Origin of the sequence: Rhizobium zaerense (genome assembly GCF_051810725.1) — a bacterium.
Classification (GTDB): Bacteria; Pseudomonadota; Alphaproteobacteria; order Rhizobiales; family Rhizobiaceae; genus Rhizobium; species Rhizobium leguminosarum_I.
This window is the reverse complement of record NZ_CM132690.1, coordinates 933,777-955,000: the sequence shown is the minus strand read 5'-3', so window position 1 is coordinate 955,000 and position 21,224 is coordinate 933,777. Positions and strand designations below refer to the sequence as shown.

20 protein-coding genes (1 of these 20 only partly in view) are annotated in these 21,224 nt (G+C 61.6%); 4 read left to right on the top strand and 16 right to left on the bottom strand.

Features of this window, described 5'->3' with window-relative positions:
* On the top strand, positions 1-58 hold the 3' end of the coding sequence (locus ACS4RR_RS04655) for a M23 family metallopeptidase (protein ID WP_456189761.1). The gene continues 1,883 nt to the left of window position 1, outside the view; the window shows 58 of its 1,941 coding nt (coding positions 1,884-1,941); its start codon lies beyond the left edge, outside the window; it ends in the stop codon at positions 56-58.
* Between the two features lie 65 nt (positions 59-123).
* On the opposite strand, the gene clpB is transcribed toward ACS4RR_RS04655, so the two are convergent.
* The 6 genes from clpB to ACS4RR_RS04625 all read right to left on the bottom strand — a co-directional run bounded on the left by clpB (position 124) and on the right by ACS4RR_RS04625 (position 9,675).
* A complete protein-coding gene (clpB, locus tag ACS4RR_RS04650) occupies positions 124-2,724 on the bottom strand; it encodes an ATP-dependent chaperone ClpB (RefSeq protein WP_456189760.1) in 2,601 nt (866 codons plus the stop codon).
* Positions 2,725-2,976: 252 nt separating this feature from the next.
* Positions 2,977-3,735, bottom strand: coding sequence for a DUF4167 domain-containing protein (locus ACS4RR_RS04645; protein ID WP_456189759.1), 759 nt, complete (start codon positions 3,733-3,735; stop codon positions 2,977-2,979).
* A 342-nt stretch (positions 3,736-4,077) separates the two neighbouring features.
* Positions 4,078-4,938: a peptide chain release factor N(5)-glutamine methyltransferase gene (gene prmC, locus ACS4RR_RS04640; protein ID WP_170257030.1), complete on the bottom strand. Its 861-nt coding sequence runs from the start codon at positions 4,936-4,938 to the stop codon at positions 4,078-4,080.
* Complete coding sequence (gene prfA, locus ACS4RR_RS04635) at positions 4,935-6,014, bottom strand: peptide chain release factor 1 (RefSeq protein ID WP_456189758.1); 1,080 nt, start codon at positions 6,012-6,014, stop codon at positions 4,935-4,937. Before prfA ends, prmC begins: the two co-directional genes overlap by 4 nt.
* A 29-nt stretch (positions 6,015-6,043) precedes the next feature.
* Positions 6,044-8,311, bottom strand: coding sequence for a phosphoenolpyruvate--protein phosphotransferase (gene ptsP / locus ACS4RR_RS04630; protein WP_017966394.1), 2,268 nt, complete (start codon positions 8,309-8,311; stop codon positions 6,044-6,046).
* Between the two features lie 89 nt (positions 8,312-8,400).
* Complete coding sequence (locus ACS4RR_RS04625; protein WP_260109552.1) at positions 8,401-9,675, bottom strand: aspartate kinase; 1,275 nt, start codon at positions 9,673-9,675, stop codon at positions 8,401-8,403.
* Positions 9,676-9,974: 299 nt separating this feature from the next.
* Here ACS4RR_RS04625 and ubiG point away from each other — a divergent pair, with 299 nt between their 5' ends.
* Complete coding sequence (gene ubiG / locus ACS4RR_RS04620; protein ID WP_260109553.1) at positions 9,975-10,721, top strand: bifunctional 2-polyprenyl-6-hydroxyphenol methylase/3-demethylubiquinol 3-O-methyltransferase UbiG; 747 nt, start codon at positions 9,975-9,977, stop codon at positions 10,719-10,721.
* Between the two features lie 80 nt (positions 10,722-10,801).
* Here ubiG and ACS4RR_RS04615 read toward each other — a convergent pair whose 3' ends face one another.
* From ACS4RR_RS04615 to ACS4RR_RS04600, 4 genes are read right to left on the bottom strand one after another with little or no spacing between them, the layout of a single operon-like run.
* Positions 10,802-11,230 (bottom strand): DUF1178 family protein, encoded by a 429-nt coding sequence (locus ACS4RR_RS04615; protein ID WP_260109554.1) that lies wholly within the window; start codon positions 11,228-11,230, stop codon positions 10,802-10,804.
* Complete coding sequence (locus ACS4RR_RS04610; RefSeq protein ID WP_260109555.1) at positions 11,227-12,084, bottom strand: carbon-nitrogen hydrolase family protein; 858 nt, start codon at positions 12,082-12,084, stop codon at positions 11,227-11,229. Before ACS4RR_RS04610 ends, ACS4RR_RS04615 begins: the two co-directional genes overlap by 4 nt.
* 10 nt (positions 12,085-12,094) lie before the next feature.
* Positions 12,095-12,352 carry a glutaredoxin 3 gene (gene grxC / locus ACS4RR_RS04605; RefSeq protein WP_260109556.1) on the bottom strand — a complete coding sequence of 86 codons (258 nt, stop codon included), beginning with the start codon at positions 12,350-12,352 and terminating at the stop codon, positions 12,095-12,097.
* 31 nt (positions 12,353-12,383) lie between these two features.
* Entirely contained in the window at positions 12,384-13,160 is a 777-nt protein-coding gene (locus tag ACS4RR_RS04600; RefSeq protein WP_456189757.1) for a ComF family protein, read from the bottom strand.
* 77 nt (positions 13,161-13,237) lie between these two features.
* Between ACS4RR_RS04600 and ACS4RR_RS04595 the strand changes: the two genes are divergently transcribed.
* Positions 13,238-14,122: a methyltransferase domain-containing protein gene (locus ACS4RR_RS04595; protein WP_456189756.1), complete on the top strand. Its 885-nt coding sequence runs from the start codon at positions 13,238-13,240 to the stop codon at positions 14,120-14,122.
* Positions 14,123-14,137: 15 nt separating this feature from the next.
* Here ACS4RR_RS04595 and ACS4RR_RS04590 read toward each other — a convergent pair whose 3' ends face one another.
* The 6 genes from ACS4RR_RS04590 to ACS4RR_RS04565 form a co-directional block, all read right to left on the bottom strand.
* Positions 14,138-14,305 carry a Flp family type IVb pilin gene (locus ACS4RR_RS04590; protein WP_017966387.1) on the bottom strand — a complete coding sequence of 56 codons (168 nt, stop codon included), beginning with the start codon at positions 14,303-14,305 and terminating at the stop codon, positions 14,138-14,140.
* A 74-nt stretch (positions 14,306-14,379) separates the two neighbouring features.
* The gene (locus ACS4RR_RS04585) at positions 14,380-14,697 is read right to left on the bottom strand and encodes a hypothetical protein (protein WP_456189755.1); all 318 of its coding nucleotides are present in this window, start codon (positions 14,695-14,697) and stop codon (positions 14,380-14,382) included.
* Between the two features lie 126 nt (positions 14,698-14,823).
* Entirely contained in the window at positions 14,824-15,237 is a 414-nt protein-coding gene (gene mutT / locus ACS4RR_RS04580) for an 8-oxo-dGTP diphosphatase MutT (protein WP_170278765.1), read from the bottom strand.
* On the bottom strand, positions 15,234-16,040 hold the full coding sequence (locus tag ACS4RR_RS04575; protein WP_260109560.1) for a GNAT family N-acetyltransferase: 807 nt from the start codon (positions 16,038-16,040) through the stop codon (positions 15,234-15,236). The genes mutT and ACS4RR_RS04575 overlap by 4 nt, the downstream gene beginning before the upstream one ends.
* Entirely contained in the window at positions 16,021-17,262 is a 1,242-nt protein-coding gene (gene argJ / locus ACS4RR_RS04570; protein WP_260109561.1) for a bifunctional glutamate N-acetyltransferase/amino-acid acetyltransferase ArgJ, read from the bottom strand. The genes ACS4RR_RS04575 and argJ overlap by 20 nt, the downstream gene beginning before the upstream one ends.
* Positions 17,263-17,374: 112 nt before the next feature.
* A complete protein-coding gene (locus ACS4RR_RS04565) occupies positions 17,375-18,256 on the bottom strand; it encodes a peptidylprolyl isomerase (RefSeq protein WP_170263040.1) in 882 nt (293 codons plus the stop codon).
* A gap of 246 nt (positions 18,257-18,502) precedes the next feature.
* Between ACS4RR_RS04565 and secA the strand changes: the two genes are divergently transcribed.
* Positions 18,503-21,220: a preprotein translocase subunit SecA gene (secA, locus tag ACS4RR_RS04560; RefSeq protein ID WP_260109562.1), complete on the top strand. Its 2,718-nt coding sequence runs from the start codon at positions 18,503-18,505 to the stop codon at positions 21,218-21,220.
* Positions 21,221-21,224: the final 4 nt, after the last annotated feature.

Sequence of the window (21,224 nt, the reverse complement as noted above, 5' to 3'; positions counted from 1 at the left end):
CAAACGCATCGATACGCTGCTGAACAACCAGACTCCGGACCAGGTGGCGAGCAAGTAGCGTCTTGACCACCCAACGAAAATGGCGGCCGAAGCCGCCATTTCTCATTCATCCGGCAAACCGGCTTACGCCGCTTCGCTCACCGTCTGTCTCGTCCTGAACTGCAGCCGGTTCGAACCGCTCGTCACCGTGACCGTCGATCCATCCGGCACCTGGCCGGACAGAATCTGCTCGGCCAGCGGATCCTGCACGAACTTCTGGATCACCCGCTTCAGCGGCCTTGCGCCGTAGACCGGATCGTAACCCTTGTTTGCCAGCCAGTGGCGGGCTTCCTCGTCGAGATCGATGACGATCTTGCGCTCGGACAGCAGAGCCACCAGCCGCTTCAGCTGGATATCGACGATCGCGCCCATCTCCTCGCGCTTCAGGCGATGGAACAGAATGATCTCGTCGATGCGGTTCAGGAATTCCGGCCGGAAATGCCCGCGCACGACCTCCATCACCTGCTCGCGAACCGTGTCACTGTCGTCGCCGTCCCTCAGCTGCGTCAGATATTCGGCGCCGAGGTTCGAGGTCATGATGATCATCGTGTTGCGGAAATCGACCGTCCGGCCTTGGCCGTCCGTCAGGCGTCCGTCGTCCAGCACCTGCAGCAGGATGTTGAAGACGTCGGGATGCGCCTTTTCGATCTCGTCGAACAGCACGACCTGATAGGGCCTGCGGCGCACGGCTTCCGTCAGCGCTCCGCCTTCGTCATAACCGACATAACCCGGAGGCGCACCGATCAGCCGGGCAACGGAGTGCTTCTCCATATATTCCGACATGTCCATGCGCACCATCGCCGTTTCGTCGTCGAAGAGGAAGCGGGCGAGTGCCTTGGTGAGCTCCGTCTTGCCAACCCCGGTCGGGCCGAGGAAAATGAACGAGCCGATCGGCCGGTTCGGATCCTGCAGGCCGGCACGGGCGCGGCGGACGGCGCGTGACACGGCCTGAACCGCATCGCCTTGACCGATCACCGATTTCGCCAGCTCATCTTCCATCCGAAGCAGCTTGTCGCGCTCGCCCTCCAGCATCCTGTCGACCGGAATACCGGTCCAGCGCGAAACGACATGGGCGATATTGTCCGGGCTCACCACCTCCTGCACCATCGCGCCTCGGTCGCCATCCTGCTTCTCGGCATCGACGAGCTGCTTTTCGAGATCCGGAATGACGCCGTAGGTCAGCTCGCCGGCACGCTGGAATTCACCTTTGCGCTGGGCGATCGCCAGTTCGTTGCGGGCATCGTCGAGCTGCCTCTTGAGATCGGCGGCTAGGCCGAGTTTCTGCTTTTCCGCCTGCCAGCGAGCCGTTAGCGCATCGGCCTGTTCCTCAAGATCGGTCACTTCGGTTTCCAGCCGCTTCAGACGGTCGGCGGACGCGACGTCCGTTTCCTTTTTCAGCGCTTCGCGCTCGATCTTCAGCTGCATGATCCGGCGATCGAGTTCGTCGAGTTCTTCCGGTTTGGAATCCACCTGCATGCGCAACCGCGCCGCCGCCTCGTCCATCAGGTCGATGGCCTTGTCGGGCAGGAAACGGTCGGTGATATAGCGGTTGGAAAGTGTCGCCGCGGCCACCAGCGCCGCATCGGCGATGCGCACTTTGTGATGCTGCTCGTATTTTTCCTTCAGGCCGCGCAAGATCGAGATCGTGTCTTCGACCGTCGGTTCATCGACGACGACGGGCTGGAAACGGCGGGCCAGGGCCGGATCCTTCTCGACATGTTTGCGATACTCGTCGAGCGTGGTGGCGCCGACGCAATGCAGCTCACCGCGGGCAAGAGCGGGCTTCAGGAGGTTGGAGGCATCCATCGCCCCATCCGCCTTGCCGGCCCCGACCAGGGTATGCATCTCATCGATGAACAGGATGATCTCGCCGCTTTCCGCCTGGACTTCATTGAGCACGGCCTTCAGCCGTTCCTCGAATTCGCCGCGGTATTTCGCACCGGCGATCAGCGCGCCCATGTCGAGCGCCATCAGCTTCTTATCCTTGAGCGATTCCGGCACGTCACCGTTGACGATGCGTAGCGCCAGGCCCTCGACGATCGCCGTCTTACCGACGCCGGGTTCGCCGATCAGGACAGGATTGTTCTTGGTGCGGCGCGAAAGCACCTGGATGGTGCGGCGGATTTCGTCGTCGCGGCCGATCACCGGGTCGAGCTTGCCCTCGCGGGCCTCGGCGGTGAGATCGCGTGCGAACTTCTTCAGCGAGTCAAAACCCTGCTCGGCATTGGAGGAATCGGCCGTCCGGCCTTTGCGGATATCGTTGATGACCTGGTTGAGGCCCTGGGCCGTCACGCCGGCATTCTTCAGCGTCGAAAAGGTCGAGGCAGAGGATTCGATCGCCAGCGCCTGCAGCAGGCGCTCGACGGTAACGAAGCTGTCGCCGGCCTTCTTCGCCGCTTCTTCGGCGGTCGAAAGCACCTTGGCGAGCGGCTGTGCCAGATAGATGTTGCCGTTGCCGCCGGAGATCTTCGGCAACTTGGCGAGAGCCGCGTCATTGGCTAGGCGGGCGGCCTTGGCATCGCCGCCGGCGCGTTCGATCAGCGACGCCGCCATGCCCTGATCATCGTCGAGCAGGACCTTCAGCACATGTTCGGGTGTGAATTGCTGGTGACCTTGCGCCAGCGCATAGGTCTGGGCGGACTGGATGAAACCACGCACCCGCTCCGAATATTTCTCGATATTCATATTCTACCTCCATGGATCGCCCTGCCCTGACGAGGCGCAGACCGATGATTGAGATCGACCCCCTGAAAAGGCAGGCCGCGCGTGACCCGTAATGGATTCGGGCGAAGCAGTTCGAGGAGAATATGGTAGCCTGTTCTGCAAGTTTAAAGAGCCCGTAAAATGAAAATCCCCGGCACAAGGCCGGGGATTTTCAAGGCAATTCGAGCTGATGGCATGAGCGTCACGTTCTCCCCTGAAGGGAAAGCGAAATCCTCATTCCGATGCGACGTCAGCCAGCACTGGCGCCTCGGCAGAGGCACCCTCGCCTTCAGCGGCTGCTTCTTCGCCCTCAGCGCCGCGACGCGGGCGACGGGGACGGCTGCCGGTGCTGCGGCGGCGGGGCTGGCGTTCGCGCGGCTGGCCGCCGGCACCTTCCTCGTCCATCGCGACTTCGGCCGGAATGCCTTCGATCTCCGGCTGCGGGCCGGTTCCATCGTTGATCTCAGATTGGGGTGCGGCAGGCGCCTGAGCGGCTACCGGCTTCGGCTGTGCCTGCGGCTGGTGTTGTCTGCTCTGCTGCGGCTGGTGTGGCCTGCTCTGCGGCGGCTGGACAATAACGACATCGTCGCCGTCATTGTCATTCTCATTGTTGTCCATATCGTCGCCGTCGCGGTCCGCACCGTCGCGATCATTGTACTCGCCGCGGTCGTCGCGCTGGAAGCGTTCCTGCATCTGCGCCTGGGCGCTGGCAATGATGCGATTATAATGTTCGGCGTGCTGGAGATAGTTCTCGGCAATCACGCGGTCGCCGGAGCTTTGGGCATCGCGGGCGAGCTGTGCGTATTTTTCGGCGATATGCTGCGCAGTACCGCGAATCTTCACATCGGGGCCGGAACTGTCATAGGTCCGGGTTAGCGGGTTGCCGCCCTTGCGGTTGAAATTGTTGTTATTGTTATTTCCACCGCCGCCACCGCCGCCGTTATTATTGTTACCACGCCCTCGACCGCGCTTGTTCTGCTGTCCTGGCCTCATCGATCGTTCACCTGAATTCTCTGTTTGTGATGGATACATGGCACCAACCGCCATGACCGGAAAACCGGGTCAGGACCTTTGTGCCGCGAGCATACTGCGCCTTTGCGCCGACCTGCCGCTTGGTTCTCAAGTCAGTTTGACTGATTCACGCATTGGGTCGTGTTCAACCGTTGAAACTCTCGTTTAAAAGAGCGGACCCCCGAGGCAAACCAAGTACCGAACAGATCTCGTTCATTCCCATCTGCCCAACACGTGACCGCAACCTATATTGCTTCACCGGGAAATCCAAGCCTTTTCTTCGCAATAACAATAATGTCTCGTCCAATGCCGCATTATCGTCTTTCACGCGAGCGCGAACACGAGCACCCTGTCGTTCTGACCATAATCTTTCACGGATTTGAGGCACCTGAAGCCTTTCGCTTCAAAGATCGCCGTCACGTCGTTTCGCTGATCGTAGCCGATCTCCAGTCCGACGACCCCATCGGGCCTGATGAACCTTGCCGCATCCTTAGCTATGGCTTTGTAAGCGTCAAGCCCATCCGGGCCGCCATCCAGAGCCGTAGCCGGATCAAATTTGGTCACTTCGGGAGCGAGATCGTGAATGACATTGGAAGCAATATAGGGCGGATTTGAGACAATCGCGTGAAAGGATCCCTGAATGTCCTCGAACCAATTCGACTGTACGGCCTCAAAACGATCCTGCAACCCGTTTCTTTCTGCATTCGATCTTGCCGTTAAAAGTGCATCCGCCGATATGTCGCTGCCGACACCTGACGCATCAGGACATTCGCTCAAAAGCGCAAGGCATATCGCCCCGGTCCCGGTTCCCATGTCAAGGATATGGAGACGGCGTTGCGCCTTTGCAAGGTCTTTGAGGTAGACGAGAACCGTATCGACCAGAATTTCCGTATCCGGCCGCGGTTCCAACGTTTCGGCCGAGAGCCGAAGCGGCAGGCCATAGAATTCCCGTTCGCCGAGAATGCGATGCACCGGCTCATGACCAAGCCGCCGCTCCAGCGCTCTGAAAATCACTTCTGCCTGCTCGGCAGAAAGCCTCTCGGCCGATCGCGTCAACAGCTCGGTCGGCGACAGTTTCAGAAGGCCCGCGACAAGCAGCCGCGCATCGGTCGCCGCATCGACGATACCTGCTTCGGTGAAGCGGCGGCGCGCATCGGCAAGCATATCGGCGACCGTTGAGCTCACTGTTGCTCGCCGAGCTGCGCCAGCTGGCTGGCCTGGTAATCGGCCATCAGCGCGTCGACGACCTCCTCGATCTCGCCTTCCATCATCCGGTCGAGCTTATAGAGCGTTAGGTTGATGCGATGGTCCGTTACCCGTCCCTGCGGGAAATTATAGGTGCGGATACGTTCCGAGCGGTCGCCCGAGCCGACCTGGCTCTTGCGATCGGCAGAACGCTCGCTGTCGGCCCTCTGCCGCTCGGCATCGTAAAGCCTGGAGCGCAGTACCTGCATCGCCTTGGCGCGATTTTGGTGTTGCGATTTTTCCGAGCTGGTGACGACGATGCCGCTCGGCAGGTGGGTAATGCGCACCGCCGAGTCCGTCGTATTGACGTGCTGGCCGCCCGCACCCGAAGAGCGCATCGTGTCGATGCGGATATCCTCAGCCCGGATCTCGATGTCGATTTCCTCGGCCTCCGGCAGCACAGCAACCGTTGCGGCCGACGTATGGATGCGCCCGCCCGCCTCGGTTTCCGGCACACGCTGCACGCGGTGCACGCCGGATCTGAATTTCAGCTTGGCGAAGACGCCCCTGCCGGTGATCGTCGCGATGATTTCCTTATAGCCTCCGGCTTCGCCCTCGCTCGCCGAGAGCACCTCCACCTTCCAGCCCTTTTCCGCCGCAAAGCGCTCGTACATGCGAAAGAGATCGCCGGCGAAAAGGGCGGCTTCCGAACCGCCCGTGCCGGCGCGGATTTCGAGGATCGCGCTCTTTTCGTCGGCTGCGTCCTTCGGCAGAAGCAGGATCTGCATCTCCTGCCCGAGCGACTCGATCTGCTCCTTCACCTCGGGCAGCTCGAGTTCGGCCAGTTCGCGCATCTCGCGGTCCACCGACCTGTCCTCGAGCAGCGTTTCGAGGTCGGCGAGCTCGGCGACGGCCTTCTCATAGGCGCGGATTTTCGTCACGACTGGCTGCAGCTCCGAATATTCGGATGCGAGCTTCACATAGACATCGGCAGCCGGGCCAGCGGACATGCGCGCTTCGATTTCGCCGAAACGGCGTTCCAGCTCGCGCATCTTTTCAACGGGAAGCTTCGCCACCCTTCACTCCGATTCTTCTTAATCTCTGTCTAAAGGGGAATATTGTGGCTCTCGGCGAAGCGGGCAAGCACCTCGCGCATCGGCATCAAGGCGTGGTGATCGTCCAGCACCTCATCCATCGCCTTCGTCAGCGCCCCGACATCGAGCCCGAGCAGCATCGCCTTCACCGGTCCGATCGAGGCCGGCGACATCGAGATCGAGCGGAAACCAATGCCGAGCAGCGCCATCGCCGAGATCGGTTTGCTGGCGAGCTCGCCGCAGAGCGTCACCGGTGTCTTGTTCCGGTCCGCCCCGCGCACGATATCGCGCAGGATGCGCAAGAACGGCTTGCCGAGCGGATCAAAGCGGTCCGAGACCCGCGCATTGCCGCGATCGACCGCCATCGAGAACTGGAAGAGATCGTTCGAACCGACCGAGACGAAATCGACCGCCTCCATCAGTTCGTCGAGCTGCCAAAGCAGTGCAGGGACCTCCAGCATTGCTCCGAATTGCAGCTTGCGCGGCAGCCCGTGGCCAAAACGCGACAGATGCTGCACTTCCTTCTGCAAGAGCTCGCGCACCATCTTCAGCTCGGAAACCTCGGTGACCATTGGCACCATCAGCTTCAACTCGGTGTCGGCCGATGCCTTCAGCAGGGCGCGCAACTGGGTGCGCAACAGTCCCGGCCGGTCGAGCGACAACCGGATGGCGCGCCAGCCGAGTGCCGGATTTTCTTCCTCATGGCCGCGGAAATACGGCACCACTTTGTCGCCGCCGATGTCGAGCGTACGGAAGGTTACGGTACGGCCCGCCGCCTGCTTTATCACATTACGATAGAATTGCTCCTGCTCCTCCGCCTTCGGCATGGTGGAGGCGATCATGAACTGCAGTTCGGTCCGGAACAGGCCGATGCCCTCGGCGCCTGATTCCGAAAGCTGCGGCAGGTCGACCAGCAGGCCGGCATTCATCATCAGCGCGATCCGCTGCCCATCCTTGGTCACCGGCTCGACGGCGCGCAGCGCCCGGAACTGCTCCTGCCGCCTGGCGCGGAAGCGGACCTTTTCCTCGTAGGAGCGCCGGTGATCGGCCATCGGCCGCAGATGCACATGTCCCTCGTCGGCGTCGATGATCACGGCATCGCCGTTCTCGGCGAGCGCCACCACGCCCGCTGCCTGGCCGATGACCGGAATACCCATGGCGCGCGCGACGATCACCACGTGGCTCGTCACTGCTCCTTCTTCCAGCACCAGCCCACGGACATTGGAACGCGGATAATCGAGCAGTTCGGCTGCTCCCATCGCGCGCGCCAGGATGATTGCGTCGCTGGGGAAACCTTCGGCGGTCGTCCGGCCGGTATAACCGGTCAACTGTCTGAGCAGACGGTTCGCCAGATCCTCGAAATCATGCATGCGTTCGCGCAGATATGGGTCGGTCAACCGCATCATTCGCGCCTTGGTGTCGCTCTGCACCTTCTCGACCGCCGCTTCCGCCGTCAGGCCGTTGCGGATCGCCTCCTCGAGCTTGCGCACCCAGCCCTGGTCATGGGCGAACATGCGATAGGTTTCGAGCACCTCGCGGTGTTCGCCCTCCATCGAGACATCGCGACGCGACAGCATGTCGTCGATCGAAATCCTGAGCGAGCCCATGGCTTCGGCCAGCCGCCGGATTTCCTTCTCGGCATCCTCGTTCAGCAGGTTGGTGACAACGATGCGCGGCTCGTGCAGCACGACGTAACCGAGGCCGATGCCGTCATTGTAAGTGTCGCCATCCACCGTCACCGAACGCGTCAGGTCGAGTTCGAGGCCCGGCTTGGTGATCTTCTTGAGCTCGCCGGTGGCGATCATCTCTGCAAGCACCATCGCCGTCGTCTCGAGCGCTTCAACCTCTTCCTCGCGATAGTTGCGGCTCGCCTTGTTCTGCACGACGAGAACGCCGAGCGAGCGCCCCGTCCTGAGGATCGGCACGCCGAGGAAGGAATGGTAGATTTCTTCGCCCGTTTCCGGCAGGTAGCGGAAGGCAGGGTGCGACTGCGCGTCGGAAAGGTTGAGCGGCTGGGCTGAGGCCGCGATGGTGCCGACAAGGCCTTGCCCCATCTTCAGTTGCGCCAAGTGCACGGCCTCACGGTTGAGGCCTTCTGTCGCATAGAGTTCGAGGACGCCGTCGGCGCGCAGCACATAGACGGAGCAAACCTCCGCCACCATGTTGCCGGCGATCTGGCGGACGATCCGGTCAAGCCGCTCCTGCGGCTCCAGCGGCTCCGCCATTAACTCGCGCAACCGCCTGAGCAGCACGCGCGGACCGCCGGAAAGGTCTCTCATGGCGTCTCAAGCTCCCGAAACAACGCACTCAGTCCCGGCGGGCCGGCCCTCGTCTCCTCAACCTGAAGGGGCAGGGCGCCCGCTGGGAATCAATTCTTATCCAGACCGTAGCAGGAATGCAAAGTCCTGACAGCGAGTTCTGCATAGGGACCGTCGATCAGGATGGAAATCTTGATCTCGGAGGTGGTGATCGCCTTGATGTTGATGCCTTTTTCGGCAAGTGCACGAAATGCGGTAGCAGCAACGCCCGCATGGCTGCGCATGCCGATGCCGATGACCGATACTTTCACCAGCCCCGATTCGTTTTGCACGACATCGTAGCCGATCTTCTCCTTATGGTCGCCGAGCACCTTGATCGCCTTCTCGACGTCGCCTGATGGTACTGTGAAGGTCATGTCGGTCTTCGATCCGTCCTCGGAAATATTCTGGACGATCATGTCGACATTGATATGGGATTCGGCGAGCGGCCCGAAGATCGCCGCGGAAACGCCCGGCCGGTCGGCAAGACGGCGTAGCGAGATCTGAGCCTCATCCTTGGCATAGGCGATGCCGGTGACTACTTCCTGTTCCATGATTTCATCCTCGTCACAAATCAGCGTTCCGGGCGGGTTCAACAGATCGCCCATGCCCGGAGCATCGGGATCTTCGAATGACGAGCGCACGAAGGTGCGCACCTTGTGTACCATGGCAAGCTCGACCGAGCGCACCTGCAGTACCTTGGCGCCGAGCGAGGCCATTTCCAGCATTTCCTCGAAGGCGATCTTCTTCAGCCTGCGCGCCTTCGGCACGATGCGCGGGTCGGTCGTGTAGACGCCGTCGACATCAGTATAGATATCGCAGCGGTCCGCCTTGACTGCTGCCGCGATTGCGACGGCCGAGGTATCCGATCCGCCGCGCCCCAGCGTCGCGATACGGTTGTCGGGTCCCAACCCCTGGAAGCCGGAGATGACGGCGACCTGCCCCTCGCCCATCCGCTTGACGATGTCGGAGCCGTCGATCTCCATGATCCGTGCCGCGCCATGCGCGTTGTCGGTGCGGATCGGGATCTGCCATCCCTGCCAGGAACGGGCATTGATATCCATCGCCTGCAATGCAATGGCCAGCAGCCCGGAGGTCACCTGCTCGCCTGATGCGACCACCGCATCATATTCCCGCGCATCGTAAAATGGAGAATTGGCGCCGATCACCTTCGGCGTGCCCTGGACCCAGCCGACCAGTTCGTTGGTCTTGCCGGACATGGCCGACACCACCACCGCCACCTCGTGCCCGGCATCGACTTCGCGTTTTACGTGGCGGGCAACGTTCTTGATGCGGTCCAGGTCAGCGACGGACGTGCCGCCGAATTTCATTACGATGCGTGCCATATGCCTCTACCACGACTGGCGCCGGGAAAGCGGAAAACCGGACCCGGCATCACGAAAGCTCTGGGGCAGACCGCTAGGCCCAGAGAGCCGGATTCCCAACTTCCGGAACCGCTCTAAAAGCCCAGGTCCCCAAAGGCCCCAAGTTGCGGCGTCTCATAGCGAGTTTGGCGGGGGGAGGCAAGCGCACGCGATAAAAGCTATTGGCGAGCGGATCCGCGCTCGCCAATCCCCTGATCCGCGCCCCTTGACTTATGCCCCCGATCGTCCGACTTCACATGTCACGAATGAAGGAGTGGACGATGACGGAAACCGCCAGAAGCACGATCGACCAGGGCGAAGTGGACCGCTTCTCGGCGATGGCAGCGGAATGGTGGAGCCCGACCGGCAAGTTCAAACCACTGCACAAATTCAATCCCGTCCGGCTCGCCTATATAAGAGACAAGGTCTGCGAGAATTTCGGCCGTGATCCGAAAAGCCCGCGCCCGCTCGAGGGTCTGCGTGTGCTCGATATCGGATGCGGCGGCGGCCTGTTGTCCGAACCTGTCGCTCGCATGGGCGCCTCCGTCGTCGGCGCCGATCCGTCCGAGAAGAATATCGGCATCGCCTCCACCCATGCCGCAGCCTCCGGCGTTTCGGTCGACTATCGCGCCGTCACCGCCGAGGAGCTTGCGGATGCTGGCGAGACCTTCGATATCGTCTTGAACATGGAAGTTGTCGAGCACGTCGCCGATGTCGAATTCTTCATGACCACCTGCGCGAAAATGGTCCGCCCCGGCGGCCTGATCTTCGTTGCCACCATCAACCGCACGATGAAGGCGGCAGCGCTTGCCATCTTCGCCGCCGAGAACATTCTGCGCTGGCTGCCGCGCGGCACCCATCAGTATGAAAAGCTGGTGCGCCCGGAAGAACTGGAAAAGCCGCTGGCGGCAAGCGGCCTTGAGATCACCGACCGGACCGGCGTCTTCTTCAATCCGCTGTCGAACCAGTGGAACCTGTCCAAGGATATGGACGTCAATTATATGCTGCTGGCGAAGCGGCCGGCATAATTCCCGCCGTCAATAAGCCGGCTGCACTTTCAGCAGCAAGCAGGCCGAAATTGTAGGCGGCCAGACGCCCGGACTGGATGTCAGTTCACGTCCTCCGGCAAAACCGGAATGGCCGCGATCTCGATGCCCTCTTCCAGGAGCGCCTGCGCCTCGTCGACCGTCGCCTGGCCGATGATGCCGCGGGCATCGGCCTCGCCATAATGGATCTTGCGGGCTTCCTCGGTAAACTGCGTGCCGACGTCCTCTGAATTGGCCTTGACCGCCGCAACGGCCTCCTTGAGTTTTTGCAGGGCCTCGCGGCGCATGGCATCCATCGCCAGCGTCTGCCTCTCGTCCTTCCCGCGCGCGGTCGACACCGAAGGCGCCATCAACAGCTTGGAAATGGCGGCGGAATGACAGACCGGGCAGGTCAGGAAACCGGATTCGACCTGACGGTCGAAATCGGCGCTTTCCGAAAACCAGCCTTCGAATTCATGGGCATTGTCACAAGTGAGGGAATAGCGGATCAAGCGGCGACGCCTCCGGCGATTGCCCCCGCAATCCTCTCGACCGAGAATTCCCGGCCATTCCTCAGGTTCGGGATCTTGTCATGCGCGGCCTTGACCGCGCCGGGATCGATCTCGGTGACGATGACCGCCTCGCCGGCGGCGCCGGCCGACGCCAGCACCGTGCCCCAGGGATCGATGATCATCGAATGGCCGAAAGTCTCGCGCCCGTCCTCGTGCCGGCCGGCCTGCGCAGCGGCGATGACGAAGACCCCGTTCTCGATCGCGCGTGCCCTGAGCAGGATCTCCCAATGCGCCTCGCCGGTCTGCTTGGTGAAGGCAGCAGGAACTGTCATCACCTCGGCGCCGGCCATGGCCTGGGCGCGGAAGAGTGCAGGGAAACGCACGTCGTAGCAGATCGCGAAGCCCATTTCCGCAAAGGGCAGCGACAGGACGCGGGCCTCCGAGCCGGCTGTATAAGCGGCACTTTCTCGCCAGCTCTCGCCATTGTCGAGGTCGACGTCGAACATATGGATCTTGTCGTAGCGATTGAGAATCCTGCCGTCGGGACCGAACAGGAAACCGCGATTGGCGATCTTGCCGTCGGCAAGCGCGATCGCCGTCGAACCGACATGCATGTGGATGCCGAGTTCTCTAGCGAGATTTGAGCCTGTCTTGACGATGACGTCATGCGCCTCGTCGGCAAGCACGGCGCGTGCCGCCGCACGGTCCCGCTGCAGCATGCCGGTCATTTCAGGCGTCTGTACATAGGTCGCGCCCTGGCCAGCGGCCTCGCGCACCAGCCGCGCCATGGCCGCAGCATTCTTCACCGGATCGACCCCGGAGCACATCTGGACGGCGGCGGCCTTGAAGCTCATCGGCTCTTCCTCAAGCTGCCAGCATCGGATCGAGCCTGCCGGCCCGATCGAGTGCAAAGAGATCGTCGCAACCGCCGACATGTTCGATGCCGATGAATATCTGCGGAAAGGTCGTACGCCCGTTCGACTTGCCGATCATCTCCTGGCGAAGATCCGGCGAAAAGGTCGCGTCGTGCTCGACATATTCGACGCCCTTTTCTTCGAGAAGGGACTTGGCGCGGCTGCAATAGCCGCAAAACTGCCGTGTATAGATGGTGACGGGTACCATAATCTCTCCAGACCGACGCCGGGTATTTCTGTCATATAGGCTCCGAGAGAGCCCTTGCAAAGGTCAAAACCGTGATCTCAGCCGCACCCGCCTTGCGCAGTGTCCGGCTTGCCGCAGCGACCGTCGCCCCTGTTGTATAGACGTCGTCGACAAGGACGATGCGTTTGCCGAAAATGTCGTTTTCGCAACCCTTGGCGATCGCAAAAGCACCCCTGACATTGTCCTCGCGCGCCTTGGCGCCAAGGCCGACCTGCTGGCTGGTGCGCTTGACGCGAATAAGCGTGGCGGCAAGCAGCGGCTTGCCCGAGAGCTTTGCCATGTGGCGGGCAAGCTCTGCTGCCTGGTTGAACTTGCGCGCCAGCATACGGGTGCGATGCAGCGGCACTGGGATCAGCGCATCGCAGCTATCGACCGTCCCATCGGAGGCCCGCAGCATCCAGGCGGCCATCATCGGCGCCAGATCGGTGCGATCGCGATATTTCAGCCCATGGACGAGATCACGGACCGCATGATCGTGGGTCGCTGCCGACCGTAGCCGGTCGAAGGGCGGCGGGTTGGCGATCGCCTCGGCGCTGCGGATCCCGGCGCCGAGATCGTGCGAGAAGGGAATGCCGAGCACCTCGCAATAAGGCCGTTCGATGAAGCGGATACCGGACCAACATTTCGCACAGAGCCCGCGATGGCCGCCGGTCGAAATACCGCAGACGGAACAGGCGGGCGGATAAAAGAAATCGGCAAGCGCCGAAAACGGCCGCAAGAGATGCGTCCGCAAGAATTCTGCCGGTCTTTTCAATTCGATTGGCCCCATGCCCGAGAGACTAGCGCGTTCTCCACGAAAGGAAAATCGTCTTGCCGCAAAGGCGGCGCGGGACTAAGGACATCGCCATGGAAACGATCTTCGACAGAGCCCTGATCGCCGCACATCGCCATCGCGCGCTTGTAAACGACGACCCGAAAGCCGCCTTCCTGCTCGACATTGCCGCTGAGGAAATGGCCGAGAGGCTTACGGTGGTCGAGCGGACTTTCGAGACCGCCGTCGAACTGCATGGCGCAACCGGTGCTGCCGCCCGTGCCGCGCTAGCGACGGGCAAAATCGGCACGATGATCCGCATCGAAAGCGAGAAGGCCTATGCCGGACCGGGCGAAACCTTGATCGAGGCGCCGCTGGAGGCGGTGCCGCTCGAACCGCAATCGGCCAATCTTATCCTTGCGCCGCTCAGCCTGCATCTGACCAACGATACGCCGGGTGTCTTCATCCAGATCCGCCGCGCCCTGAAGCCGGACGGCCTGTTCATGGCCGCGATCCCCGGCGCCGGCACGCTGCAGGAACTGCGCGACGTGCTGCTGGCCGCCGAGGTCGAGATGACAGGCGGTGCAAGCCCGCGTGTCATTCCCTTCGCCGATGTGCGCGACGTCGGCAGCCTCATGCAGCGCGCCGGCTTCACGTTGCCGGTGATCGACGCTGAGAACTATACGGTGCGATATGATTCGCTCTTTCCGCTGATGCGGGATCTGAGAGCGATGGGCATGAGCAATCCACTTGCAGCCCGTGCCCGGATGCCCCTGACGCGCGCCTTCTTCCTGCGCGCAGCGGAGATCTACGCCGAACGTTATTCCGATCCCGATGGACGTATCCGCGCCACCTTTTCGATCATCTATGTCTCGGGATGGTCTGCCCACGAGAGCCAGCAAAAGCCGCTCAGGCCAGGTTCGGCCAAGGCGCGCCTTGCCGATGCACTGAAGGTAGACGAGCACAAGCTCAAGCAGTAGCGGGCGGCAGCGTCTTCAATTCGCGGGCAGATTGTTGCCGATCACGTTAAACACGCCTTGCAAGGCGCCGGTGAAGGCTCCGAGACCGGAGATGAGCGCGCCACAAATGAGGGCGGCGATCAAGCCATACTCGATTGCCGTCGCACCTCTGTTATCAGCAAGAAATGCTTTCAAAATACGCATTATTACGCGACCCTCTGAGCGAAATCGACTGCAAACGACCAATTCCACGACTATCGGGCGACGGCCGGCATTCTTCAGCAACCGGCGCCGACACCATAGCCCTGGACGACGCAGACCGACCCGGGCGTCTCCTGAAGAACGCTGCGGCGGATCGTGTAACGCTTGCCGCTTTCACTCTTCGGGATTGATCCCGTCGTGATCTTATCGAAATCGGCCGGCGCGCTGGCAAAGACGCTTTTCTTCGAGGAATCCGCAAGCATCGGCGTCAGAATGAGCGTCAGCGCGACCACCGCCGTGCCGAACAGAAGGGCGATATTCAGCGCACCCGTCCTGCGCGAGGCAGACGAAGCCCGTTCCTTTTCCCGGACAGCTTTCCAGAAATCATCGTCCATGACGTCAAGCCTTTTTATACACGCACGCCAGATGCTTGATTGAGGCCGATCTTTGGCAGAAGGTGTTAAACGATCCATTAATATCCACAGCCGAAAACGGTGTGGCACAATAATAATCAGATAACGCTAAAGTAAATCCTGCAACATCGGGATGAGCGGCTCGTCGGCCGGCGGCATCGGGTAATCGCGCAGCGCCTGCGGACGCACCCATTTCAGCGCCTGGCCCTCCCGGCCCCGGGGAATGCCCTCATAGCGCCGGCAGATATAAAGCGGCATCAAAAGATGGAAGGTCTCGTAAGAATGGCTGGCAAAGGTAAGCGGCGCAAGGCAGGCGATCTTGGTGATGATGCCGAGCTCTTCCTCGAGCTCGCGCACGAGCGTTTCCTCCGGCGTCTCGCCGGGCTCGACCTTGCCGCCGGGAAACTCCCAGAGCCCGGCAAGCGACTTTCCCTCGGGACGCTGCGCCAACAGGATACGCCCATCGGCATCGATCAGCGCACAGGCGGCGACCAGCAATATCTTCCGGCCTGCCTCGCTCATCGCGGCTCCTTTTGCCAATAGCAATAATGATAGGCGTCGCGAAAACCGAGGCGCTCATAGAGTGCGATAGCCGGGCGGTTGGACAGCTTCACCTGCAGCCAGGCCGAACGGGCGCTGCGCATGCGCGCCCAGCGTAGCGCCGAGGTCAGGATTTCGGTGCCAAGCCCCTCGCGCCGCCGCGTCTCGGAGACCGAAAGCGACATGATGCCGGCAAGGTCATTGTCCTGGACGCAGAGAACGGTCGCAAGCGGACCGTCCGTCGCATTCTCGATCATGAACAGGCCGGATGGCGGCTTGATCGCCGAAATGATCTCGGCAAGCGCCGGCTTCAGCCTCAGTGGCGCCTGGTCGACGGCAAGATTGGCGTCGACGAACCGGCCGACGTCATGGGTCGGCAGGTGATCGAGCGTATCCGGCAGCTCCGCCTCGGCAAGGTCGCAGGTCATCACCACCGTCTCATCGAAGCGCGTCCAGTTCTGCGTGCGCAGAAGTTCGATCAGCACTGGCGAGGCAAGCGGCGTCTGGCGGACCACGGCAGCGCGTCCATAGGCCTCGAACTTCCGGCGCGCTTTTTCGAGGCGGATTTCGACGTCGCGATGATCCGAAGGATCGAGCGGCACGATCGAATTCAGCCGGTTGGACGGGTGACCGGCCGTCAGCCGCACCTGCCAGCTGCCGTCATATTGCACGGATGCCGCCGGCCAGGCGCGGAAGCCGACGGCCTCCAGCCTGCGGACCAGCGGCAGATTGTGGAGGGAAATGGATGCCTGCGCCAATGAACGATCAGCTCCGATAGTCGCCATTGATCGCAACATATTCCTTGGTGAGGTCGCAGGTCCAGACCGTTGCAGTGCCGGCGCCGAGTCCGATATCGACTTTGACGGGGATATCCTGCGCCTTCATGACGTCCGAGGCCGCCTCCTCGGAATAATCGGGGTCACGCTCGCCATTGACGGCGACTCTGATGTCGCCGAACCAGATGGCAAGCCGGTCGCGGTCTGCCATCTCGCCGGACTTGCCGACGGCCATGACGATACGGCCCCAATTGGCGTCCTCGCCGGCGGCCGCCGTCTTCACCAGCGGCGAATTGGCGATCGACAGCGCGATACGCTTGGCGGCGGCATCGCTCTCTGCGCCCGTCACGGTGATTTCGAGCATCTTGGTGGCGCCCTCGCCGTCCCGCACCACCTGCAGCGACAGATCCTTCAGCACTTCGTTGAGTGCGGCTCGGAAGGCGGCAAGGCGCGGGTCGTCGGCGCGGTCGATGCGGACCTGGCCGTCCTCGGCTGCGGCACCCGTTGCAAACAGCATCAGTGTGTCGGAGGTGGAGGTGTCGCTGTCGACGGTCATGGAATTGAAGGTCGGGCCGACGCCGTCGGACAGCAGCGCCTGCAGCGCGGCAGGCGCGATGTCGGCATCGGTGACGACGAAGGAGAGCATGGTCGCCATATCAGGCGCGATCATGCCGGCGCCCTTGGCGATGCCATTGATCGTCACGGCCACGCCGCCGATCTCGGCGCTGCGGGTCGAAACCTTCGGATAGGTGTCGGTCGTCATGATCGCCTTGGCGGCCTCTAACCAGAAATCGCCGGTCGCTTCGACCTGCATCCGTTCCAGAACGCCTGAAAATTTGGTGGCATCGAGCGGTTCGCCGATGACACCGGTCGAGGCCAGATAGACCTCGTTCTCGGCACAGCCGACGGCAGCGGCAGCCGACTTCGCCGTCAGCGCGGTCGCCTGGCGACCCTTCAGGCCGGTGAAAGCATTGGCATTGCCTGAGTTGACGACGACGACCCGGGCGCTGCCATGGGGGAGGTTGGCGCGGCAGAAATCGACCGGCGCCGACGGGCACTTGGAGCGGGTAAAAACGCCCGCGACGGTCGCCGGCTTGTCGAAGACCATCATCAGCACGTCGGTACGGTTCTTGTACTTGATGCCGGCGGAAGCCGTCGCCATGCGCACGCCGCGCAGCGGTGGCATCGAGACGAAGGATTTCGGAGCGAGCGGAGAGACGGAACCGGACATGATGAGACCTGCCAATGAGCATTTCCAGGCGAAATGGAAACCGGTTCGCCGTCCGGAAATGCGACAACCACGATAATGAAGGGCCCGGAAGAACCGGGCCCTGAGGCGATTATTACTGCTGCGGCGCCGGCGCGACGGGCTCGCTGCCCGGCTCCGGCTGCTTGTTGGCTTGGTCGTAACCCTTGCGCAGCGTCTCGTCCGTGATCTCGATCTTGGACGAGGCCTTCGCCTGGTTCAGAAGCGCAAGATACTTGTCGCGCATGACGAGCTGACGAACCTGATCCTGCACCTGATCGAAGGGCGGCGGCGGCGCATCGCGCTTATCTTCGACCTTGATGACGTGAAACCCGAAATCGGTCTTAACAGGCGTCTTTGAATAGGTGCCTTTCTCAAGCACGAAGGCTGCGTCTTCGAATTCCTTGACCATGCGGCCGCGCGAGAAATAACCGAGGTCGCCGCCTTCCGACTTGTTCGGATCGGTGGACTTTTCCTTGGCGAGTTCGGCGAAATCCTTGCCGGCGTCGAGCTGCTTGATGATGTCCTTGGCTTCGTCCTCGGTCTTGACGAGGATATGACGGGCGTGGACTTCCTCCTGCTTCGGCAGGGCGGCGACTTCCTTGTCGTAACGGGCCTTGACTTCGTCAGGCGTTACGATGTCGACAACATGCTTCTTGAAATAGGCATTGTGAAGCTCGCGATCGGTGAGATACTGCATGCGCTTCTTGAATTCGTCGGTCTGATCGAGCTTCTCGGCCGCAGCGTCAGCGGCGAGCAGCTTCACGTCGATGGCGGCGGAAAGGGCTGCGACCTTCTTCTGGTCATCGGGAAGCTGCGCCAGCTGCGGGTCGAGATTGGCGACGGCGAGGTCGAGTTCCGACTGGTGGATCTCCAGGGCGCCGACCGTGGCGATGACGGCGTCATCGGCATAGGCCGGGGCCTGGAGCGCAACGAAAGTTGCAAACGCCAGAACGGCAAGTTTGTTGGTGCTCAACATGAAATACCCTTCACAGTTACATTGCCGGTTTCAGCATCCCCTGAATCCAGCCCAAAATAGCCATCAACACCGGATTGTGGCCTTTCTGTATCCGCCAAATCCGTTGACATCATTCGACCCCCCTCTTATCTGTCACGCAACCTCGCGTCCAGAACAGTTTCCGGGCGTTTTAAGGCGCGCGCCTGATTTTCGGCTGGGCCGCGAACAAGAAACGCCGGGGATGAATATTGAGAAAGGGCCAGTCATATGGTCAGCTTTGGCGGTATAGCCCGCAAGTTATTTGGGTCTTCCAACGACCGCCGCGTGCGGTCCTTCCAGCCGAACGTCATTGCCATCAACTCTATCGAAGAGAAGACGAAGGCCCTGACGGACGAGCAGCTCGCGGCAAAGACCGTGGAGTTTCGCGCGTTGCTCGCCGAGGGCAAGACGCTCGACGACATTCTGATCCCGGCCTTTGCCGTCGTGCGCGAAGCCTCGCGCCGCGTCCTCGGCCTGCGACCTTTTGACGTACAGCTGGTCGGCGGCATGATCCTGCATTCGAATGCGATCGCCGAGATGAAGACCGGCGAAGGCAAGACCCTCGTCGCCACCCTGCCGGTCTATCTGAACGCGCTTTCCGGCAAGGGCGTGCACGTCGTCACCGTCAACGATTACCTCGCCCAGCGCGATGCCGCCAACATGGGCCGCGTCTACGGCTTCCTCGGCATGACCACCGGCGTCATCGTCCACGGCCTTTCCGACGAGGAACGCCACGCGGCTTATGCCTGCGACATCACCTACGCCACCAACAACGAACTCGGCTTCGATTATCTGCGCGATAACATGAAGTACGAGAAGAACCAGATGGTCCAGCGCGGCCACAACTTCGCGATCGTCGACGAAGTGGACTCGATCCTCGTCGACGAGGCGCGCACGCCGCTGATCATCTCCGGTCCGCTCGACGACCGCTCCGAACTCTATAATACGATCGACGCCTTCATTCCGATGCTGGCGCCGAGCGATTACGAGATCGACGAAAAGCAGCGCTCGGCCAACTTCTCCGAAGAGGGCACCGAGAAGCTGGAAAACCTGCTCCGCCAGGCCGGCCTCTTGAAGGGCAACGCGCTCTACGACATTGAGAACGTTGCCATCGTCCACCACATCAACAATGCGCTGAAAGCACACAAGCTCTTCCAGCGCGACAAGGACTATATCGTCCGCAACGACGAAGTGGTCATTATCGACGAGTTCACCGGCCGTATGATGCCGGGCCGCCGCTATTCGGAAGGCCAGCACCAGGCGCTCGAAGCCAAGGAGAAGGTACAGATCCAGCCGGAAAACCAGACGCTGGCCTCGATCACCTTCCAGAATTACTTCCGCATGTACGACAAGCTCGCCGGCATGACCGGCACGGCGCAGACGGAAGCGGAAGAATTCGCCAACATCTACAATCTCGATGTCATCGAGGTCCCGACCAACCTGCCGATCAAGCGCCTCGACGAGGACGACGAGGTCTACCGGACCTTCGACGAGAAGTTCAAGGCAATCATCGAGGAGATCCTCGACGCCCACAAGCGTGGCCAACCGGTGCTGGTCGGCACCACCTCGATCGAGAAATCGGAACTGCTCGCCGAACGCCTGCGCAAGCAGGGCTTCGACGACTTCAAGGTGCTGAACGCCCGCTACCACGAGCAGGAAGCCTATATCGTCGCCCAGGCCGGCGTGCCGGGTGCCATCACCATCGCCACCAACATGGCCGGCCGCGGCACCGACATCCAGCTCGGCGGAAACCTCGACATGCGCATCGAGCGCGAACTTGGCGAAGTCGAAGCCGGTCCGGAGCGTGACGCCCGGATCCAGGCGATCATCGAGGAGATCAAACAGCTTAAGCAGAAGGCGCTCGAAGCCGGCGGTCTCTACGTCATCGCTACCGAACGCCATGAAAGCCGCCGCATCGACAACCAGCTCCGCGGCCGCTCCGGCCGTCAGGGCGACCCCGGCCGCTCGAAGTTCTACCTCTCGCTTCAGGACGACCTGATGCGCATCTTCGGCTCCGACCGCATGGACAGCATGCTGACCAAGCTCGGCCTCAAGGAGGGCGAGGCGATCGTCCATCCCTGGATCAACAAGGCCCTGGAGCGCGCCCAGAAGAAGGTCGAAGCTCGCAACTTCGATATCCGCAAGAACCTGTTGAAGTATGACGACGTTCTCAACGATCAGCGCAAGGTGATCTTCGAGCAGCGCCTCGAACTGATGGAATCGACCAACATATCCGAGACCGTTTCCGACATGCGCCGCGAGGTGATAGAGGACATGGTCGACAAGCATATCCCCGAGCGCGCCTATGCCGAACAATGGGATGCTGTCGGCCTGAAGACCGGCGCTTTGAACATCCTCAATCTCGACCTGCCGGTCGAGGACTGGGTGAAGGAAGAAGGAATCGGCGAGGACGATATCCGCGAGCGCCTGACCGAAGCCGCCAATGCGGCCTTCACGGAAAAGGCCGAGCGTTTCGGCGACGACATCATGCATTATGTCGAACGCTCGATCGTCATGCAGACGCTTGATCATCTCTGGCGCGAGCACATCGTCAACCTGGACCATCTGCGCTCCGTCATCGGCTTCCGCGGCTATGCCCAACGCGATCCGCTACAGGAATACAAGTCGGAGGCCTTCGAGCTGTTCACCGCGCTGCTCAACAATCTGCGCGAGGCCGTCACCGCCCAGCTGATGCGCGTCGAACTGGTGCAGCAGGCGCCTGCCGAGCCTGAACCGCCGCTGATGCAGGCCCATCACCTGGATCCGACGACCGGCGAGGACGATTTCGCTCCGGCGATCTACCAGGCATCGGAAGTCATCGTTTCTCCTGAAAACCGCAACCCGGATGATCCCGCCACCTGGGGCAAGGTCGGCCGCAACGAGACCTGCCCCTGCGGCTCCGGCAAGAAATACAAGCACTGCCACGGCGCCTTCGAGCGGGTCTGAGGCA

Bases quoted from the DNA above. Each gene is read 5' to 3' on its own strand.
- ACS4RR_RS04590 (WP_017966387.1), bottom strand. From the start codon at position 14,305: ATGCGTATTTTGAAAGCATTTCTTGCTGATAACAGAGGTGCGACGGCA.
- ptsP (WP_017966394.1), bottom strand. From the start codon at position 8,311: ATGAGAGACCTTTCCGGCGGTCCGCGCGTGCTGCTCAGGCGGTTGCGC.
- ACS4RR_RS04625 (WP_260109552.1), bottom strand. From the start codon at position 9,675: ATGGCACGCATCGTAATGAAATTCGGCGGCACGTCCGTCGCTGACCTG.
- mutT (WP_170278765.1), bottom strand. From the start codon at position 15,237: ATGAGCGAGGCAGGCCGGAAGATATTGCTGGTCGCCGCCTGTGCGCTG.
- ACS4RR_RS04585 (WP_456189755.1), bottom strand. From the start codon at position 14,697: ATGGACGATGATTTCTGGAAAGCTGTCCGGGAAAAGGAACGGGCTTCG.
- argJ (WP_260109561.1), bottom strand. From the start codon at position 17,262: ATGTCCGGTTCCGTCTCTCCGCTCGCTCCGAAATCCTTCGTCTCGATG.
- clpB (WP_456189760.1), bottom strand. From the start codon at position 2,724: ATGAATATCGAGAAATATTCGGAGCGGGTGCGTGGTTTCATCCAGTCC.
- ACS4RR_RS04565 (WP_170263040.1), bottom strand. From the start codon at position 18,256: ATGTTGAGCACCAACAAACTTGCCGTTCTGGCGTTTGCAACTTTCGTT.
- secA (WP_260109562.1), top strand. From the start codon at position 18,503: ATGGTCAGCTTTGGCGGTATAGCCCGCAAGTTATTTGGGTCTTCCAAC.
- grxC (WP_260109556.1), bottom strand. From the start codon at position 12,352: ATGGTACCCGTCACCATCTATACACGGCAGTTTTGCGGCTATTGCAGC.
- ubiG (WP_260109553.1), top strand. From the start codon at position 9,975: ATGACGGAAACCGCCAGAAGCACGATCGACCAGGGCGAAGTGGACCGC.
- ACS4RR_RS04610 (WP_260109555.1), bottom strand. From the start codon at position 12,084: ATGAGCTTCAAGGCCGCCGCCGTCCAGATGTGCTCCGGGGTCGATCCG.
- ACS4RR_RS04575 (WP_260109560.1), bottom strand. From the start codon at position 16,040: ATGGCGACTATCGGAGCTGATCGTTCATTGGCGCAGGCATCCATTTCC.
- ACS4RR_RS04600 (WP_456189757.1), bottom strand. From the start codon at position 13,160: ATGGGGCCAATCGAATTGAAAAGACCGGCAGAATTCTTGCGGACGCAT.
- ACS4RR_RS04595 (WP_456189756.1), top strand. From the start codon at position 13,238: ATGGAAACGATCTTCGACAGAGCCCTGATCGCCGCACATCGCCATCGC.
- ACS4RR_RS04645 (WP_456189759.1), bottom strand. From the start codon at position 3,735: ATGAGGCCAGGACAGCAGAACAAGCGCGGTCGAGGGCGTGGTAACAAT.